The sequence below is a fragment of the Cyanobium sp. NIES-981 genome, from assembly GCF_900088535.1.
In the GTDB taxonomy this organism is placed as follows: Bacteria; Cyanobacteriota; Cyanobacteriia; order PCC-6307; family Cyanobiaceae; genus NIES-981.
In genome coordinates this window covers 1029169-1044985 of the sequence record NZ_LT578417.1, presented here as the reverse complement: position 1 = coordinate 1044985, position 15817 = coordinate 1029169, and the positions used below count along the sequence as shown (strand labels likewise).

22 protein-coding genes and 1 tRNA gene are annotated in these 15817 nt (G+C 69.9%); 9 read left to right on the top strand and 14 right to left on the bottom strand.

The genetic code is table 11. The annotated features are described in order from the left end of the window. Window positions 1-115 precede the first annotated feature (115 nt). Window positions 116-463, top strand: a complete 348-nt coding sequence (locus tag CBM981_RS05310; RefSeq protein WP_087067567.1) for a hypothetical protein — start codon at window positions 116-118, stop codon at window positions 461-463. Between the two features lie 52 nt (window positions 464-515). On the opposite strand, the gene CBM981_RS05305 is transcribed toward CBM981_RS05310, so the two are convergent. Beyond that, window positions 516-836 carry an MgPME-cyclase complex family protein gene (locus CBM981_RS05305; protein WP_087067566.1) on the bottom strand — a complete coding sequence of 107 codons (321 nt, stop codon included), beginning with the start codon at window positions 834-836 and terminating at the stop codon, window positions 516-518. Next, window positions 833-1582, bottom strand: a complete 750-nt coding sequence (locus CBM981_RS05300) for a pyridoxine 5'-phosphate synthase (RefSeq protein ID WP_087067565.1) — start codon at window positions 1580-1582, stop codon at window positions 833-835. The genes CBM981_RS05305 and CBM981_RS05300 overlap by 4 nt, the downstream gene beginning before the upstream one ends. A 110-nt stretch (window positions 1583-1692) precedes the next feature. Here CBM981_RS05300 and CBM981_RS05295 point away from each other — a divergent pair, with 110 nt between their 5' ends. The 4 genes from CBM981_RS05295 (at window position 1693) to grxD (ending at window position 3724) form a co-directional block, all read left to right on the top strand. Further along, the gene (locus CBM981_RS05295; protein ID WP_087067564.1) at window positions 1693-2490 is read left to right on the top strand and encodes a 1-acyl-sn-glycerol-3-phosphate acyltransferase; all 798 of its coding nucleotides are present in this window, start codon (window positions 1693-1695) and stop codon (window positions 2488-2490) included. A gap of 74 nt (window positions 2491-2564) precedes the next feature. Beyond that, the gene (locus CBM981_RS05290) at window positions 2565-3119 is read left to right on the top strand and encodes a hypothetical protein (protein ID WP_172820822.1); all 555 of its coding nucleotides are present in this window, start codon (window positions 2565-2567) and stop codon (window positions 3117-3119) included. A gap of 43 nt (window positions 3120-3162) precedes the next feature. Then, window positions 3163-3396 carry a BolA family protein gene (locus CBM981_RS05285; protein ID WP_087067562.1) on the top strand — a complete coding sequence of 78 codons (234 nt, stop codon included), beginning with the start codon at window positions 3163-3165 and terminating at the stop codon, window positions 3394-3396. A 4-nt stretch (window positions 3397-3400) separates the two neighbouring features. After that, window positions 3401-3724, top strand: a complete 324-nt coding sequence (gene grxD, locus CBM981_RS05280; protein ID WP_087067561.1) for a Grx4 family monothiol glutaredoxin — start codon at window positions 3401-3403, stop codon at window positions 3722-3724. A 33-nt stretch (window positions 3725-3757) separates the two neighbouring features. Here the strand turns inward: grxD and CBM981_RS05275 are convergent, their stop codons facing one another. Beyond that, the gene (locus CBM981_RS05275) at window positions 3758-4030 is read right to left on the bottom strand and encodes a DUF6761 family protein (protein ID WP_087067560.1); all 273 of its coding nucleotides are present in this window, start codon (window positions 4028-4030) and stop codon (window positions 3758-3760) included. Between the two features lie 297 nt (window positions 4031-4327). Between CBM981_RS05275 and CBM981_RS05270 the strand changes: the two genes are divergently transcribed. After that, window positions 4328-5113, top strand: coding sequence for a response regulator transcription factor (locus CBM981_RS05270; protein WP_087067559.1), 786 nt, complete (start codon window positions 4328-4330; stop codon window positions 5111-5113). Here the strand turns inward: CBM981_RS05270 and CBM981_RS05265 are convergent. The 6 genes from CBM981_RS05265 to CBM981_RS05240 form a co-directional block, all read right to left on the bottom strand. After that, window positions 5097-5678, bottom strand: coding sequence for a hypothetical protein (locus CBM981_RS05265; RefSeq protein ID WP_225867547.1), 582 nt, complete (start codon window positions 5676-5678; stop codon window positions 5097-5099). The genes CBM981_RS05270 and CBM981_RS05265 overlap by 17 nt on opposite strands. A gap of 9 nt (window positions 5679-5687) precedes the next feature. Continuing rightward, the gene (locus CBM981_RS05260; RefSeq protein ID WP_087067557.1) at window positions 5688-5996 is read right to left on the bottom strand and encodes a hypothetical protein; all 309 of its coding nucleotides are present in this window, start codon (window positions 5994-5996) and stop codon (window positions 5688-5690) included. Window positions 5997-6069: 73 nt separating this feature from the next. Then, on the bottom strand, window positions 6070-7590 hold the full coding sequence (gene crtH / locus CBM981_RS05255) for a carotenoid isomerase (RefSeq protein ID WP_087069214.1): 1521 nt from the start codon (window positions 7588-7590) through the stop codon (window positions 6070-6072). Between the two features lie 205 nt (window positions 7591-7795). Beyond that, window positions 7796-9178 (bottom strand): FADH(2)-oxidizing methylenetetrahydrofolate--tRNA-(uracil(54)-C(5))-methyltransferase TrmFO, encoded by a 1383-nt coding sequence (gene trmFO / locus CBM981_RS05250; protein WP_172820931.1) that lies wholly within the window; start codon window positions 9176-9178, stop codon window positions 7796-7798. Between the two features lie 100 nt (window positions 9179-9278). Further along, window positions 9279-9401: a photosystem II protein Y gene (locus tag CBM981_RS05245; protein WP_087067556.1), complete on the bottom strand. Its 123-nt coding sequence runs from the start codon at window positions 9399-9401 to the stop codon at window positions 9279-9281. Between the two features lie 80 nt (window positions 9402-9481). After that, complete coding sequence (locus CBM981_RS05240) at window positions 9482-9991, bottom strand: gamma carbonic anhydrase family protein (RefSeq protein ID WP_087067555.1); 510 nt, start codon at window positions 9989-9991, stop codon at window positions 9482-9484. A 97-nt stretch (window positions 9992-10088) separates the two neighbouring features. On the opposite strand from CBM981_RS05240, the gene CBM981_RS05235 reads away from it, so the two are divergent. Next, window positions 10089-10160 (top strand) — tRNA-Lys (locus CBM981_RS05235). Between the two features lie 675 nt (window positions 10161-10835). Further along, window positions 10836-11213 (top strand): hypothetical protein, encoded by a 378-nt coding sequence (locus CBM981_RS05230; RefSeq protein ID WP_087067554.1) that lies wholly within the window; start codon window positions 10836-10838, stop codon window positions 11211-11213. On the opposite strand, the gene CBM981_RS05225 is transcribed toward CBM981_RS05230, so the two are convergent. Next, entirely contained in the window at window positions 11210-11554 is a 345-nt protein-coding gene (locus tag CBM981_RS05225) for a hypothetical protein (RefSeq protein WP_225867546.1), read from the bottom strand. The two genes, CBM981_RS05230 and CBM981_RS05225, sit on opposite strands and share 4 nt — an antisense overlap. 342 nt (window positions 11555-11896) lie before the next feature. On the opposite strand from CBM981_RS05225, the gene CBM981_RS05220 reads away from it, so the two are divergent. Further along, window positions 11897-12241 (top strand): 4a-hydroxytetrahydrobiopterin dehydratase, encoded by a 345-nt coding sequence (locus tag CBM981_RS05220; RefSeq protein ID WP_087067553.1) that lies wholly within the window; start codon window positions 11897-11899, stop codon window positions 12239-12241. Between the two features lie 52 nt (window positions 12242-12293). Here CBM981_RS05220 and CBM981_RS05215 read toward each other — a convergent pair whose 3' ends face one another. Genes CBM981_RS05215 through CBM981_RS05200 form a run of 4 tightly spaced genes read right to left on the bottom strand, consistent with a single transcriptional unit; the run spans window position 12294 to window position 15817 of the window. Further along, on the bottom strand, window positions 12294-13415 hold the full coding sequence (locus CBM981_RS05215; protein ID WP_225867545.1) for a methyltransferase domain-containing protein: 1122 nt from the start codon (window positions 13413-13415) through the stop codon (window positions 12294-12296). Between the two features lie 23 nt (window positions 13416-13438). Next, on the bottom strand, window positions 13439-14410 hold the full coding sequence (gene arsS / locus CBM981_RS05210; protein ID WP_087069211.1) for an arsenosugar biosynthesis radical SAM (seleno)protein ArsS: 972 nt from the start codon (window positions 14408-14410) through the stop codon (window positions 13439-13441). A 40-nt stretch (window positions 14411-14450) separates the two neighbouring features. After that, the gene (locus tag CBM981_RS05205) at window positions 14451-15197 is read right to left on the bottom strand and encodes an anti-sigma factor domain-containing protein (protein ID WP_087067552.1); all 747 of its coding nucleotides are present in this window, start codon (window positions 15195-15197) and stop codon (window positions 14451-14453) included. Beyond that, complete coding sequence (locus CBM981_RS05200) at window positions 15197-15817, bottom strand: sigma-70 family RNA polymerase sigma factor (protein WP_087067551.1); 621 nt, start codon at window positions 15815-15817, stop codon at window positions 15197-15199. Before CBM981_RS05200 ends, CBM981_RS05205 begins: the two co-directional genes overlap by 1 nt.

Below are 15817 nucleotides of genomic sequence, written 5' to 3'. Positions count from 1 at the left end.
ATGGAACCAGTCTTGCCTTGCGGGGGGTGGATTGTCAGCCCCCGGGGGAGGGGCGGGTCTCCCCCCGCACCGGGACGGCGCTGGTACGGTTCGCATCACACTGCCTGTGGCCGCCATGGATCTGCAGTCGCTGCCGGTGGGCCAGCGGGTCAAGGCCCTGGTGAAGGCCCTCAACGGCGCTCAACGCACCAACGAGGCCCTGGCCCGCTGCAGCGATGGCGAGCAGATGCTGGATGTGCTGCTGGATGCCTCGGCCAAGCTCGGTCTCGGGCTCACCCGCCAGCAGCTGCGCGACACCCCTCCGATCCGCGACTGGATCTGGTGGAAGAACAAGGAGGCGCTGCTCACCATCGGCGACAACAAGCCCCGCTACCAGCAGGACGGCGGCCAGGGACGCCCGGTGCCCCCCGAACCGGAGGCCGAGGGGGACACCGGCCGCAAACGGTTCTTCGGCCTGTTCTGAGCGTTGTCTATGTGTGGAGTCTCTGAGCGGTGTCCCCGCCAGGGTCGAGGCTTCAGCTGAGGCTGGCGAGCGGATCGGGGATGGCCTCGCTGGGGCTCTCGAACTGGCCCACCAGAACGAACTCCAGCCGCAGCTTCAGGAAGGTGATGAACTTCTCATCGGTGGAGACCACAGCGGCGGCGGGCCGGGGCACCGAAGCGCTGGCGGCGGCGAGGGCGGGAGCTTCGAGGAAGGCGGGCCGCCGCACGAGCCAGAAGTCGATCGCCTTGCCCTTCTCGCCGTAGTTGCGCACCCGCTCCCGCAGCACCTCCTCCAGCGGCTCCTCCACGGTGAGGAACGGCTCGCTGGCGGCGACGAAGTGGTAGGTGGTCATGGCTGCAGGCTGCCGAACAGGGGGTCGCGGCGGGGATTCTGAACCAGCGCCTTCATCTCCCGCACCGCCTGCTCCAGGCCCACGGCAAGGGCCCGAGCCACGATCGTGTGGCCGATGTTGAGTTCTTCCATCCCCTCGATCGCCGCCACCGGCTCCACGTTCTGGTAAGTGAGTCCGTGGCCGGCGTTGACCCGCAGCCCGAGGCTGCGGGCGATGAAGCTGCCTTCACAGAGCCTGGCCAGTTCGCGGGGCTGCTCGTGCCAGCCCGCTTCGGCGTAGGCGCCGGTGTGCAGCTCCACCCAGCGGGCCCCGGTGGCCTGACAGGCCTCGAGCTGGGCGGCAACCGGATCGACGAACAGGCTCACCCCGATCCCTTCCCCCTGCAGGCGAGCCACCATCGCGCCGAGGGGGCCGGTCTGGGCCGCCACGTCCAGGCCCCCTTCGGTGGTCACCTCCTGGCGCTTCTCCGGCACCAGGGTCACCATGTCGGGGTGCAGGCGCAGGGCGGTCGCCTCCATCGCGGCGGTGGCGGCCATCTCGAGGTTGAGCCGGCTGCGCACGGTCTGCCGCAGCAGCTCCACGTCCCGGTCCTGGATGTGGCGGCGGTCCTCGCGCAGATGCACGGTGATGCCGTCGGCACCGCCCAGTTCCGCCAGCAGGGCGTAGGTCACCGGATCGGGCTCCACGGTGCGGCGGGCCTGGCGCACGTTGGCGATGTGATCGATGTTGACGCCGAGGCTCGCCATGGCGGGTGTGAAGGGCCAGCTGGATCCTATGGAGCCGAACCCGGTGGGCCGCAGGCCCAACTGCCCGCTCCGGGGGCTGGAAGCCGCACGGGCTCCGTAGCGTTCGGGCCATGACTTTGACCGGGGAGCGATCAGCGCCGATGGCCCAGCCGGAGGCGGAGGGCGAAGGCCGAAGACCCGGCCCGGGCGGCGACAGCGCGTCAGGGAGGTCCGGCGTCGCCACCAGTTCGCGGGAGCCGCAGGTGTGCCGCGGCATCAGCCCCTGGTTGGCCCCTGTGGCCATGGTCACCACCCAGGACCTGGTGCTGCCCCTCTGGTTCCGCTCGATCACGGTGGAGGGCCGGCCCCATCTGCCCAGCGCGGGTCCGGTGCTGCTCGCCCCCACCCACAAGGCTCGCTGGGATGCCCTGCTGTTGCCCCACGCCGCCGGCCGCCGTGTCACCGGCCGCGATTGCCGCTTCATGGTCACCATCGATGAGATGCGCGGCCTGCAGGGCTGGTTCCTGCAGCGGCTCGGCTGTTTCCCCGTGAACCAGACGCGGCCCTCCCTGGCCAGCCTCCGGTATGCCGTTGACCTGCTGGCCGCCGGCGAGCAGCTGGTGGTGTTCCCGGAAGGGCGCATCCGCCGCGAGCCGGGGCCGATCCGCCTGCACCAGGGCCTGGCCCGCCTGGCCCTGCTCGCCGCCGGACGGGGGGTGTCGGTGCCCGTGGTCCCGGTCGGCCTGGCCTACAGCCACCCCTCGCCGCTGCCCTGCGCCAGGGCCGCCGTTCATGTCGGCCCCCCGATGTGGATCCAGGGCGAGGGGAGGGACGCGGCCCTGGCCTTCACGCGGGAGCTGGCCGATGCCCTCACGGTGCTGGAGGCCCGGGCCAGCGCGGCCATCGGCATCCCGCCGCCCTCCGGGTAAGCCCCCCGTCGTGTTGGTCCGATCGAGAAGCTCCCTCGAAAGCGCGCGGAGCAGCCCCTTTAGAGTCTCCCCCCATGGTGTCATCTGCTGTGCGTAGGCCTTCCCGCCAACTGGGCGGAACCGCCCTGGCCCTTCTGGCTGTGCTTGCCCCCGGTGTCTGTCTTCCGGCCCTGGCGCAGCAGCAGCCGGAGCGCACCCTGGCCGCCACCCAGAGCCCCATCAGCCTCGATGCCGCCCGCCGCCTGCTGGCTCAGGGCGATGCCGCAGCCGCCAGCGGCAACCTGGCCGAGGCCCGCCGCCAGTTCGACCTGGCCCGCGACTACTGCCGCCGCCTCCTGGGCTTCTACCGCGACCTGAGCGGTTCCTTCCGGGGTCTTGATGCCCGCATCCCGCGGGAAATGGATCAGAAGGGTCGCCAGGCCCTCGAACTCCTCGCCCAGACCAACCTGCGCCTGGCCGCCCTGTTCCGCCGCCAGAACGAGCCCGAAGTCGCGGTTCCCCTGCTGGTGGAGGTGGTCAAGGTGATGACCCCGGCCACCGAGGAGGGCCGCAAGGCGTACCAGATGCTCCTGGAAATCGGCTTCGTCACCACCCCCTACACCGCCGGCCAGGCCGCTGGCACCCCATGATCCCCTCCAGCCCCTAGATTCCGCCCGACCCGTTCACAGCCCGATGGTGCAATCTGACCAGGTCAAGGCCGCCATCCAGCGCGCCATGCCGGATGCTCTGATCGATGTGGAGGATCTCACCGGTGGTGGTGATCATCTGCAGGTGAAAGTTGTGTCCAGTGCCTTTGCCGGTCTCACCCGCATCCGGCAGCACCAGCTCGTGTACGGCGCCCTGCGCCAGGAACTGGCCAGCGAGGCGATCCATGCCCTGGCCCTGCAAACCTCAACCCCCAGCTGATCCCATGGACGCATCCGTCAAGCAGCGCATCGACTCCCTTGTGGCAGCCAGCCCCATCATGGTGTTCATGAAGGGCACCAAGCTCATGCCCCAGTGCGGCTTCTCCAACAACGTGGTGCAGATTCTCAACGCCCTGGGCGTTCCCTTCGACACCTTTGATGTGCTGAGTGATCCGGAGATCCGCCAGGGCATCAAGGAATACTCCGAGTGGCCCACGATTCCCCAGGTCTACCTGAAGGGGGAATTCATCGGCGGCTCCGACATCCTGATCGAGATGTATAACTCCGGCGAACTTCGGGAACAGCTTGAGGTTGCCCTCGCCAGCTGAGCGTCCGCCGCGGCGGGCTGTGCGTCCGCGATCTCAGTGCCGGCCCGTTTCACGCTCGTAGAGGGTGCGCGGGTCGCCGTTCGCCCCGACGAAGCTGGAGGGATCCATGATCCAGCGTTCCACCAGCTCCTCGAGTCGCCGCTGGGCGATGGGATCGAGCACGGCCGTGCGGCGCAGGGCATGCAGGTACCCATCGGCATAGAGGCGCATGTCCGCCGGGCTGTGATACCGGTGGGCCAGCTCCTGGCAGGCATCACAGAGCGACTGGAAATGCCGGATGGCGTCGGGATGCTGGAGCGCGGTCATGATGGAGGGTGTACCTCGGTTCCATTCTGGCCATGATGGCCGGAGAGCGCGTCGCTGGCGACCGAACCCCGTAAACCGAACCCCGTAAACCGGACCCGGAACACCAAACTCGGAACACCGAACCCCAGGCTTCCGGGTGAGCCCAGGCTGGTGGTGCTCCCTGCTGGCGGGTCCCTCGGGCCGCCGGTCAAACTGTCCGTAGCGAACCTGATCGCATCGGTCGATACCGGTCGCTGCCCATCGGGGCCGTTACCTTGGACCTATCCGGGGACACGACCCACGCCACCCCACGCCACGGTGCCAGCCCAACCATCCCCATCGCCGCAGCCTGCCGCCGACCTGGCCAAGCGAGTGTTGGTGGTGGATCCCCACGCCACCCTCCGCACGGTGCTGGCCCAGCGTCTGCGCCAGGACGGTCATCTCGCCGCCGCCGTGGCCAGTGCTTCCGAGGCCCTGGAAGTCTGCCGCGACCAGTCGCCCGACCTGCTGATCAGCGCCGAGCTGCTGGATGAGAGCAGTGCCCTGCGCCTGGCCAGCCAGTTGCGTTGCCCCGTGATGGTGCTCACGGCCCGCGCCGGTTCCGAACCCGTGGTGACCCTGCTGGATGCCGGTGCGGACGACGTGCTGCGTAAACCCTTCGGCCTCGAGGAGCTCGCCGCCCGCTGCCGCACCCTGCTGCGGCGCAGCACCACCGGTCTGCAGGAACGGGTCTGCGTCGGCCCGCTGGAGGTGCACCTGCTGCTGCGGCAGGTGACCCTCCGGGACCAGCCGGTGGAGCTGAGTCCACGGGAGTTCGCGCTCCTGTGCGCCCTGCTGATGCCCCCTGGAGTGGTACGCAGCCGCCAGGAACTGCTGCGCATGGCCTGGCCTCCCTTCAGCGGCGGACCCCGCTCCGTGGACACCCAGGTGCTCACTCTGCGACGCAAGCTGGAGCAGGCCGGCCTCGGCGAAGGGGGCGGCATCGACACGGTGCGGCAGCAGGGTTACCGCTTCAGCCTGGACACCCTGCCCGAGGCGGTTGCGGACAGCGCCGAGCTGCTGCCCCTGGGCAGCCCCGGCACCTCGATCAATTCAGTGGCCTGAGCGCCCCCACCGTCCACGCCAGTTCCAGCAGGAGCATGAGGCCAGTGAGTCCTGCGAGCAGCTGATAGGTCCAGGGCGGACTGATCCTGCTGATTCCCTCCACCGGCAGACCGGTGGCCGCGGCGAAGCGGCCCAGAAAATCCTCGAAGCGGGCCACCCGCTGCGGCAGCAACCAGGAGCATCCATCCTCCCCCCGCACGTAGTACACCCGCCCCCCCTGGCTCGTGGCCACCGGGGTGAGGCCGCTGATGCGGGTCCATGGCAGGCTCCAGCCCCGTCGCAGCAGCCAGCGGCACCAGGCGGGGTGACACACCCGCAGCCCCTCGCGATCGACTTGCACCTGCTCACTGGTGAGGGCCAGCATGAACACCAGGCCCACCACCAGGGCCACGGCCAGCAGCAGGCGGCTGGCGCCGTCCGGCGCGAGGGCCGGCAGGGGAGTCACCAGGGCCAGATAGAGCGCCAGCAGGGTGCCGCGGATCAGCGGGGCCATCGGGTAGCGCCGGATCTCCTGGTCAGCCGGGGCCCCAACGGCCAGGGGGACAGGGGCAGGCGAGTGTGTCATGGGAGCTGCTCAGCGGTCCTCGGGGGTGCCGGGCAGCGGTTCCACCACGGTGGAGGGCTGGTAGCTGCCGCCGAACACCTCCTGCTCGCGGCCCTTCCAGAACTCGCCGAGCCGCATCAGGTCGGCGTGGGCCTCCTGGAGTCGCTCGAGGTACTCCTCGGGCGGCAGGTCGTCCTTGGATTCCCTCAGCTTGGTGATCCGCAGCAGTTGCAGCAGCCAGGGCTTGCCGATCCCGCCCCGCTGCTCGAGGTACAGCGCCAGCTCCCGGGAGCTGGGCTGGCGGCTCGGCTGGGGCGTGTGCGCTGAACCACTGGCCATCCGGTTGCTGCAGAGTTGTTTCAGGTTATGAAGCCGGCCGGGGTGGGTGTGAACGCTACGGGCTTCGGCGCTCTCAGGCGGGCAGCGCCCAGGCATTGAGCCCCAGATCGGCACCGATGCGGTGGGCGCAGGCGAAGCCGCTGAACGCCACGGCATTGAGGCCCTGGCCGGGGAAACAGGAATCGCCCACGCAGTACAGCCCCGGCAGGCCGGTGCGGTTGAAGGGCATCGGCAGCAGTCCGGGCAGGTTGAGCGCGGGGATCGGCCCGTAGCTGCCCCCGCTGCGGCCGAGGAAGCGGCGATGGGTGCGGGGGGTGCCCACCTCCCGGTGGCGGATCGCCCCCTGCAGTCCCGGCAGCAGGGCCTCCAGCCGCTGGATCAGCCGGGCCGCGTCGGCCTCCTTCTTGGCGGCATAGGCACTGGGGCCGAGATCCTTCCAGGCCTCGATGGCGCTGGGCGTGAAGGTGTGCAGGATGTGGCAGCCCTCGGGCGCCAGGGAGGGATCGAGCAGGGTGGGCATCGACACGAACACCACCCCCTGCTCCGCCTCCATCGCCTCCCAGCGCTCCAGCAGCAGGTGGTGGCAGTGGAAGCCGTCGGGCACCACGGCGGCGTCGATGCCCAGGTGCAGGGAGAGAAACGAGGAGGAGGGCCGGTAGCGGCGTCGCCAGGTGGCCTCGGCGGCGGGGGTGTGGGCGGCGTCCACCAGGGAGGAGCGCGGCGAGCCCTCGCCGCTGAAGGTGTCCCAGCGGGTGGCGTTGCTCACCACCCGCCTGGCCCGGATCTGCTCCCCGCTGGCCAGCTCCACGCCCACGGCCCGGCCGTTCTCCAGGATCACGCGGCTCACCCGGGCCCGGTAGCGGATGCTGCCCCCGTGGCGTTCCAGGCCCGCCACCAGTTTCTCGGCGATGGTGCCCACGCCCCCGCGCGGGTAGTTGATGCCGCCGGCATGGCGGTCGGAGAACACCATGCCGGCGTTGATCATCGGGGTGCGATCGGCCGGCATCACGCTCCAGCAGAAGCACTCCATGTCGATGAACTTCAGCAGCTGCGCATCGCGGATGTGCTGGCGGGCCACGGCCCCCACATTCACCGGCAGCCAGCGGGCCAGGCCCAGGCAGGCCAGCGGCGCCCGGAAGAACACCTTGGCCAGGTAGGCCGGATCCTCCAGCGACAGCAGCGGCATCGCATCGAGGCAGCGGAACACCTGCCAGCAGGTGTCGTAGAACGCCCGGATGCCGCGGGCCTCATGGGGAAAGAGGGCGGTGAGATCGGCGATGAACCGCTCGTAGTCGCGGTCCACCGCCACCTCCAGCCCGCCGGGCAGGTGGTAGGCCAGCTGGGCCGGATCCGGAATCGTGTCGCAGTGCTCCCCCACGTCGGCCAGGGCGCGGGTGAGCAGGTTGGTGTGGCCCTCCTCGCCGAAGCCGAAGATCATCGAGGCGCCCACATCGAAGGTGTAGCCCTGCCGCCGGAAGCTGCCGCCGCTGCCCCCCGGGATCAGGTAGCGCTCCAGCACCAGCACCTTCGCCCCCTTGGCGGCCAGCTGGCTGGCGGTCACCAGACCCCCGATGCCGGCACCGATCACAACCACGTCCCAGTCCGTCGGGGTCGCGGCGGTGGAGGAGAGCGGGGCGACGGCGGGGCGGGCCGCCGTGGTCGGTGGGGGTGTGAGGGGCACCGGGGTGGGCTGGAGGTGCACAGACGCTAGGGGGCTTGGGCAGCGCCGCCGTGGGTGAGCCAGCGGCGCTCCAGGCGCTTCAGCCCAGGGCGTCCTGGCGGCAGGGCCGGCAACCCGGTCAGGCCGTCAGCGCATTGGGGAGCAGCAGCTCCTCCCGCCAGGCCGTGAGGGCCGTCAGGGCCCGGTCGCGGTAGGCGCCGTAGCGCTCGCGTTTGCCCTTGATCCGCTCGGGCAGCTCCGGCAGCAGGCCGAAGTTGGGCGGCATCGGCTGGAACTTGCCGCTCGGGGCCTCGGCGATGAAGTGGGTGAGGGCGCCGATCATGGTGGTGGGCGGCAGAGCCAGGGGCTCCAGCCCGCGGGCCAGGCGGGCGGCGTTGGTGCCGGCCAGCCAGCCGCCGGCCACCGCTGCCGCATAGCCCTCGGTGCCGGTGATCTGCCCGGCGGCCAGCAGCGTGGGCCGCTGGCGGAACTGCAGGGTGGGATCGAGCAGCTGCGGCGCCTCCAGGAAGGTGTTGCGGTGCATCACGCCGAAGCGCACGAACTCGGCGTTCTCCAGGCCCGGGATCAGCCGCAGCACCCGCTTCTGCTCGCCCCACCTGAGGTTGGTCTGGAAGCCCACCAGGTTCCAGAGGCGGCCGTCCCTGTCCTCCTGGCGCAGCTGCACCACGGCGTAGGCACGGTTGGCGCGGCGCACCTCACGGTCGTTCACATCGCCCCAGCGGGAATCCCAGAGACCGATCGGCTTGAGGGGGCCGTAGCGCATCGTGTCCTCGCCGCGGCGGGCCAGTTCCTCGATCGGCAGGCAGCCCTCGAAGAAGCTGGCGCTCTCCGTCTCGAAATCCTTGAGCTCGGCCTGTTCGGCCGCCAGCAGCGCCTCACGGAAGGCGAGGTACTGCTCCCGATCCATCGGGCAGTTGATGTAGTCGGCGTCGCCCTTGTCGTAGCGCGACGCCCGGAAGGCCACGGAGAGGTCGATGCTCTCGCCCTCCACGATCGGGCTGGCGGCATCGAAGAAGTGGCAGTCGGCCCGGCCGGTGAAGGCCCTCAGCTGCTCCGCCAGCGGCTCGCTGGTGAGGGGCCCGGTGGCCAGCACCGCGATCTGGCTTGGGCCGGGAAGCTCGGTTTCCTCGCGCCGTTCCACCGTCACCAGCGGGTGCTGCTCCAGGGCGGCGGTGAGGGCGGCGCTGTAGCGGCCCCGGTCCACCGCCAGGGCGCCGCCGGCGGGCACGGCGTGCTGGTCGGCGGTGGTGATCACCAGGGAGCCCAGCCGCCGCAGCTCCTCCTGCAGCAGGCCCGCGGCCCGGTCGCTGCTGAGGGCCCCGAAGCTGTTGCTGCACACCAGCTCGGCGAATTCGCCGCTGTGGTGGGCCGGGGAGCGCCGCACGGGGCGCATCTCCACCAGACGCACCGGCAGACCGGCCTGGGCGATCTGCCAGGCCGCTTCAGTGCCGGCCAGGCCGGCACCGACCACCAGAAGGGGCTGGCCGGCGGGGCTGTGCACGGACCCGTCTTCGGTGGGATGGCCCGCTGAGGAGCGGGTGGCGGCGAGGCGGGAGCCTGAAGGTGTGGACGGCGCGCGGACTTCCGTCAAAGGAAAGGGCTCAGGCGCGGGCGCGCTTGATCATCAGCTGCAGCTGGCCCACGGCGGCGCGGCCGATGTGGAACACGGCCCAGCCGGCGGCGAGCAGGATCGGAGCGGCAACCAGCACCAGCCGTGCGTCCATGGGAGGGCAAGAGGAAGTGGGGTGATCTTAAGGACCCCGCCGGATGGCAGCGGCATGGGGGGCTGGTCTGAATGGTTTTGTTAAGTGCTGGCCCGGCCGGCGTGGGCCATCGCCAGCTGGCGGTAGCCCAGGGCATGCTCACGCTGGGCCGCGATGGCCTCGGGGCTGAGCTCCCGCCTGGGCCGTGCCGGTGCGCCCATCACCAGCACGCCTGGCGGCACATCCCGGGTCACCACCGATCCAGCACCCACCAGGGCCCCTTCCCCCACGGTCACGCCGTTGAGCACCACGGCGCCGATGCCGATCAGGCAGCCGTCCTCCAGGGTGGCGCCATGGATCACAGCCCGGTGGCCGATCGTCACGTCGGCACCGATGGTCACGGGCTGGCCGGGGTCGCCATGCAGCACGGCACCGTCCTGCACGTTGCTGCCCTTGCCGATCCGGATCGGGCAGACGTCGCCCCGGGCCACGGCCGTGGGCCAGAGGCTGGCCCCTGCGGCCAGCTGCACATCGCCGATCACCACCGCGCTGGCCGCCACCCAGGCATCGGGATGGATCTGCGGGTCGGGCCAGGAGGGGGAGCACGCCATCGCTGGAGGGCCAAGCAGAGCCCATTCTCCAGGGCTCCCGCGCCTGCTTGGAGGAGGTCAGGGCGGGGTGATACCTTCCTTGGGTGCCCAAGGGCGCGGGTCGCTAGCTCAGCGGTAGAGCACTCGGCTTTTAACCGATTGGTCCTGAGTTCGAATCTCAGGCGACCCATGGTTCCTTTCTCCAGTGGATCTGGCAGGAGGCCGAGAACGTCATCCCCAGGGCCCCAGGGGCAACGCTGGAGTGCCGGGAAGGCGCGGAGAGCCGCCGCAGAGAGAGGGCGCGGAGATAGGGCCTGGAGAGAAGGCGTGGCGAAATCGGATGCGAACAATCTGACGGCGACGCCCCGACGACAACGGTCCCGACGACAACGGTCCCGACGACGACGGTCCCGACGACGACGGTCCCGACGACAACGGTCCCGATGACGCTGTCCTGATGACGTTCCCTGCCGACATCTCCCCCTCAGGGTGTCCCTCTCCCGTCGATCCCGGCGGGCAGGTTCAGGCGGGAGATTGGGATTGATGCCCAGCGCCCGGCTGCGCCGCGGCCGGTAGAGCGGGATCAACAACCTTTGCGTTGGCCAGGATCGCTGGGAAGTCTCGCTACGGTTGAATCAAAGGGAATGGGGCAGTCGCCTGGTCGTTCTTGCCCAAGGGCGCTGCGGCTGAGGGGCTCCAGTTGGTGTTCGCCAGCTGCTGGGTCGCAAGGTTTGGGCATCTGGTTGCCCTGGCCTTCCGCGACTCCCCGAAACTGGCGCCCGGATGGCGACGCCCAGATGGCGACTCCCAGAAGGTGGCGCCTTGACGGTCGAGTGGTTCTCCTTCCAGTGTCTGGTCGAGCGCGATGAAACAACTGGATCTTCTCAAATACAGCACGCATGACTGCTCTGTCTGCCGGTCCATGGGTGAATTCGATGCTCGGGTCGCGGCAGAGCTTGGCCTCAGCTACGTCGATGTCGACCTCAAGGATCCGGTGGTCTATGGGCGGTACAGGAAGATTCTGCTGACGCGGTTTCCCTACAAGCGCTCCCTGGCGCTGCCCACCTATTTGCTGGTCGCTGATCCCCTGGGTGAGTTCTCCATCCTTGGCGAGGTCATCGGCGGTCTGCCGGAGCCGGGGTTCCGCCAAGCTCTCCAGAAGCTGCTGGCATCCGACGCAGCTGCTGCGGACACTCCAGAACCGGTCGATGCTCCCCAGGGGACCGTGCAGGCGCCCGGCTAGAGCAGACCCGGCACGAGGGCGTCGCTGCCGCGAGCGGGCGCCGCCTCTGGAGTGCGTTCTGCCCGGAGGCCACGCGCATGGGCAGCGAACTCCTCCTGGCTGACTGCATCAAGGGCAATGTGGTTCAGCAAGGTGGTTGTGAAGGCAAACAGAATGAAAGGCAAGGAAAACACGAAGATCGAGCCCACAACGACCATCCCTGCCGTGACATGGGCGGCCCCCATCAGGGCAAGGCCGGATGCCAGGCTGAGAAAGACAACGAGCAGCCAGATCAGGATCTGGCCGTAGATGTCGCCATAGGTCAAGGTGGAGCGAAGGTTGTAGCCGGTAAGGACAGACATGGCCGAATGCCTCGCGGAATGCCTCACGGGAGGCTCGTGTGAGCCTGCTCCGGTGCCTGGAAGAACAGGCCTGGCTGCTTCTTTTGTGAGTGTTCTGCGGGACTCTTTCTGCGGGACTCTTTCCCTCTTCTCAGTGTAGGGATGGTGGCCAAGATGGCTGGGGAGGCTCACAACACGTAGCCTCACGCTGCTGAAGTGTTGAGGTGTGAAACGTTTTCGATCACCCAGCTGCGCCTACGTCAGTGTGGAGTCGGTCAGTGGGACGTCGGCGCGTCTGCGTCGTGAGCTTCGCGGCTGGCGTGATGGCCAAGTGTCCACCTGGAGGTGGAGGAGGTGACAACCATGGCCCTGGCGGACGAAACCTGCATTCCCTGTCGTGACGGCGGACCCACCCTGGAGGCCGGGGAGCTCGAGGAGCTGCTCCCCGAACTTCCGGGCTGGAACGTTGTCGACGGCCACCATCTCAGCAGGCGGCTGGAGTTCCCGGATTTCGCCTCGGCCCTGAGCTGGCTCAACAGCGCTGGCGCCATCTGCGAGGAGCAGGGGCACCATGCGGATTTCCAGGTTGGCTGGGGCTACGTGGGGATGGACCTGTTCACCCACAAGGCGGGAGGAGTGACCCGGGCCGATGTGGTGCTTGCCGCCAAGCTCGATGCGCTGCCACCGGTCTCTTCCGGGCCGGTCTGAACCGATCGGGATCGGCCACCCCGGCCGCCTGGCCCCGTCACCGCGGCTCCGCTCAGCAGCAGCTGCCGGCCTCGAGGCCGCCGGTCCCAGGCTCTTCGCCCGCGCGCCTTGGCGAGAAGGGCAGCGCACCACCGCAGCCCGGGAACAGGCCGTAGTGGCGGCTGAAGTCACCGATGAAGTCGAAGTGGCTGGCCAGGCGGCTTTCGGCCAGCATGCGAAAGGTGTTCCCACACACCGGGAAGACCCGACCCGCCTCAAGGCGGTGGTGCTTGTCGAAGGGGAACCGGTGGGGATGGCCAGGGATCGACCCCCGGTAGATCACGGCCTGACCATGGTCCTCGCAGGCATCCTCCAGGTCCGCGATGCGGAACAGGCGGTAGGTGGCGGAGTGGAAGCCCAGCTCACCGATGCGGCCGGCCAGCTCGGGGTCGGTGATCTCCAGAGGGCGGTCCTCCACCAGCCGCGGATCGGGGAAGCCCGCCCGGCGGGCAACCCGGAGGAAGTCGTTCCAGTAGAGCGCCCCGCCGAGGCATTCGCCGTAGAGCACCGGATCGTGGCGCAGGTGCTCGGGCACGCGGCGATCGGCGTAGACGTCGGCGAAATAGAACTCCCCGCCCGGTCGCAACAGCCAATGGACACCCTCCAGCACGGCCTGCTTGTCGGTGGAGAGGTTCACCACGCAGTTGGAGATCACCACATCGAAACTGGCGGGCTCGAGATCGAGCTCGCCCAGTGCCTCGATCCGCCCCTCCAGGAAGCGCACATTGGCGAAGCCGAACTGCTCGGCATGGAAGGCCTGGTGCGCGCGGGCCACCGCCAGTTGCTCGGCCGTCATGTCCACCCCCACCACCTCGCCGCCGCGGCCCACCAGCTGGGCCAGCAGATAGACATCGCGCCCGGTGCCGCAGCCCAGATCCAGCACGCGCAGGCCCTCCAGCAGTGGCGGCACCACCAGGCCGCAGCCGTAGTAGCGCGTCAGCACCTCCGGGTGGATCCGGGCCAGCAGGGGTTTGAGCTCCCCCGGCACGGCCGTGGCATCGCAGCAGGCACTGGTGCGCAGGTCTGCGCTGCTGCTGAGCACCTCGCCGTAGTAGGCCCGCACCTGGCTGGTGACGGCCTGGTCGCGGCTGGTCTGGTCGGGGCTGGACACCATCGGCTCGGAGCTGGACAGCATGGGGAGGGGGGCAGGGCGTCGGCTCAGCCGAGGGCACCGCTGCAGCTGGAGCCGCTGCCGGCCGTGCAGCCGTAGCAGTGATCGCCTACGGCGATGGGGTCGCCCTCGGGATCCTGGCGCAGCAGGTCCCTCAGATGGGGCCGGGGCTGCTGGCGTCCGCCAGCTGGGATCGCCAGCATCTGGTTGAAGTCGCAGTCGTAGAGGTGGCCCTGCCAGTCCACGCTGATCAGGCTGCGGCACATCACGGCCTCGAGGTTGCTGTCCTGGTGGTGGTGGCGCAGCAGCTCCCGGTAGCTCTCGAGCTGACCGGCGAGCTCCAGCCCTGAAGCGAAGCGCTGGATCGGCATGTTGGCCAGGGCGAACAGGCGGTTGAAGCGGATGCCGAAGTCGGCCGCCAGCACCCGCTTGTAGTCGGCTTCCAGCCTGTCCTGCGGCGGTGGCAGGGCGGCTCCCTGGGGGTTGTACACCAGGTTGAGCTCCAGGCCGGAGCCAGGGATGCCGTAGCCCAGGGCATTGAGCTGCTGCAGGCCGGCGATGCTGCGCGCAAACACCCCATCGCCCCGCTGGCGGTCAACGTTGCCGGCGGAGTAGCAGGGCAGCGAGGCCACCACCACCACGCCCTGGCCGGCCAGGAAGTCGGCCAGGTCCTCCTGCCCCGGCTCGCTCAGGATCGTGAGGTTGCAGCGGTCGATCACCGTGACCCCCAGCCGCCGCGCCTCCTCCACCAGGGAGCGGAAGAGGGGGTGCAGCTCCGGCGCCCCTCCGGTGAGGTCCAGCGTCGTGATGCCCCGGGCCTGCAGCACGCCGGGAATCAGGGCCGCCGTGGCGGCCTCCATGCTCTCGGTGCGGCTGGGGCCGGCATTGACATGGCAGTGGCTGCAGCTCTGGTTGCAGCGGTAGCCCAGGTTCACCTGCAGGCAGGTGAGGGCCCGGCGCCGCAGCGGCGGGAAGCGGCTGGTTTCGGCCGGGCTGGCGGCGGGGGGAGTGGCGGTCACGCTGGGGGCTTCGTTCACGGGGAGCTGGCTTCGGGGAGCTTCAGACGCTGGTGAGCACGCGGGGACCCTGGGGCCGGTCGCCGCCGGGGCGCAGCGGTTCCAGCCGGATGCTGAGCCGTCGCGCGTGGCTGGAGGGCTCGGTCGGGATCGGCATCGACACCACCCCCATGTCGTCGGGAAGGAACTGCACGCAGCCCACCTGGCGCCCATCCACATCCGCCCAGAGCCGGTAGACATGGTCGGGGGGCGGCGACGGCAGGCCCTGGATCCGCAGCAGGTTGTAGGGCCGGCCGGTCTGCACCACCACCTGGCCACTGGCCGTGCTGCCGGCTCCCTCCCCCCGCATCGGCAGGGTGCGGTCCACCTGCAGGGTCGGCGCCGGCGCGGGCACCGCCGCTCCCTGGGTCGGCTCCGGACGAACGGCCAGCTGCTGGCGCAACTGGTGCACCTGCAGACCGGTGACGAGCAGGCCGCCGGCCAGGGCCGCCATCACCAGCCTCCCCCAGGCGGGGCGGCTGGCGCCGGATTCGCCGCTGGCCGGGCGCTGGCCGTGGAGCAGCCGCTGACGCAGGCGGCCCGGGGGCAGCGGCTGCTCCGGCAGGGCCAGGGGCAGCAGCTGCAGGGTGGTGTTGAGTTCCTCGAGGCGGCTGCGCAGGCTGGGGTCGGCGGCCAGGTGCTGCCGCAACCGGGCCTGTTCGGCCACATCGAGGTCCCCCAGGGCGTGGCCAGCCAGCAGCTCGTCGATCGCGTCACGATCCGGCGGCGGCGGCAGATCGGAATGCGGCATCACGGGTGGGAACGGGGCAAGGAGGGGGCGGTGGCGGCGTCGCCATGGAAATCCACCAGGTGCCGGCGCAGGGCCAGCAGCCCCTGGCGGGAACGGGTCTTCACGGTGCCGAGGGGGATGGCCAGCCGCTCGGCGATGGCCGACTGGCTCAGCCCCTGGTAGTAAGCCAGCTCGAGCACCTGCCGCTGGTTGGGCGCGATCCCCTCCAGGGCCTGGCGCATCCGCTCCCCCAGGTCGTTGAGTTCCGCCCAGTGCTGGGCGCTGGGCTCGCTGGGGGCCAGCAGCTGGGTGGACCACTGCTGCAGGATCTGCCAGCGGTTGCGCCGCTGGGCCAGGCGGTTCAGGGCCATCGATCGGGTGAGCAGCAGCAGGTAGGCCAGCACCGGCCCCCGTTTCGGGTCGTAGCGGCCCTGCTGCCAGTAGCGCAGGAACACATCCTGCACCAGATCCTCGGCCGCATGGCTGCTGCGGCACAGCCGCAGGGCGAGGCGGTAGACCGCCGGCCCGTAGGCGTCATAGAGAGCGGCCAGATCGCCGTGGTCGACGGCGGGATCCCCCTGGTCCCGGGATGCCTCCCGGGGCCGGGGGCCTGCCGCCGGCAGGATCGGCTCGATGGCCAT

Bases quoted from the DNA above. Each gene is read 5' to 3' on its own strand.
- CBM981_RS05310 (WP_087067567.1), top strand. From the start codon at position 116: ATGGATCTGCAGTCGCTGCCGGTGGGCCAGCGGGTCAAGGCCCTGGTG.
- CBM981_RS05305 (WP_087067566.1), bottom strand. From the start codon at position 836: ATGACCACCTACCACTTCGTCGCCGCCAGCGAGCCGTTCCTCACCGTG.
- CBM981_RS05300 (WP_087067565.1), bottom strand. From the start codon at position 1,582: ATGGCGAGCCTCGGCGTCAACATCGATCACATCGCCAACGTGCGCCAG.
- CBM981_RS05295 (WP_087067564.1), top strand. From the start codon at position 1,693: ATGACTTTGACCGGGGAGCGATCAGCGCCGATGGCCCAGCCGGAGGCG.
- CBM981_RS05290 (WP_172820822.1), top strand. From the start codon at position 2,565: ATGGTGTCATCTGCTGTGCGTAGGCCTTCCCGCCAACTGGGCGGAACC.
- CBM981_RS05285 (WP_087067562.1), top strand. From the start codon at position 3,163: ATGGTGCAATCTGACCAGGTCAAGGCCGCCATCCAGCGCGCCATGCCG.
- grxD (WP_087067561.1), top strand. From the start codon at position 3,401: ATGGACGCATCCGTCAAGCAGCGCATCGACTCCCTTGTGGCAGCCAGC.
- CBM981_RS05275 (WP_087067560.1), bottom strand. From the start codon at position 4,030: ATGACCGCGCTCCAGCATCCCGACGCCATCCGGCATTTCCAGTCGCTC.
- CBM981_RS05265 (WP_225867547.1), bottom strand. From the start codon at position 5,678: ATGACACACTCGCCTGCCCCTGTCCCCCTGGCCGTTGGGGCCCCGGCT.
- CBM981_RS05260 (WP_087067557.1), bottom strand. From the start codon at position 5,996: ATGGCCAGTGGTTCAGCGCACACGCCCCAGCCGAGCCGCCAGCCCAGC.
- CBM981_RS05245 (WP_087067556.1), bottom strand. From the start codon at position 9,401: ATGGACGCACGGCTGGTGCTGGTTGCCGCTCCGATCCTGCTCGCCGCC.
- CBM981_RS05240 (WP_087067555.1), bottom strand. From the start codon at position 9,991: ATGGCGTGCTCCCCCTCCTGGCCCGACCCGCAGATCCATCCCGATGCC.
- CBM981_RS05230 (WP_087067554.1), top strand. From the start codon at position 10,836: ATGAAACAACTGGATCTTCTCAAATACAGCACGCATGACTGCTCTGTC.
- CBM981_RS05225 (WP_225867546.1), bottom strand. From the start codon at position 11,554: ATGTCTGTCCTTACCGGCTACAACCTTCGCTCCACCTTGACCTATGGC.
- CBM981_RS05220 (WP_087067553.1), top strand. From the start codon at position 11,897: ATGGCCCTGGCGGACGAAACCTGCATTCCCTGTCGTGACGGCGGACCC.
- CBM981_RS05215 (WP_225867545.1), bottom strand. From the start codon at position 13,415: ATGCTGTCCAGCTCCGAGCCGATGGTGTCCAGCCCCGACCAGACCAGC.
- CBM981_RS05205 (WP_087067552.1), bottom strand. From the start codon at position 15,197: ATGCCGCATTCCGATCTGCCGCCGCCGCCGGATCGTGACGCGATCGAC.
- CBM981_RS05200 (WP_087067551.1), bottom strand. From the start codon at position 15,817: ATGGCCATCGAGCCGATCCTGCCGGCGGCAGGCCCCCGGCCCCGGGAG.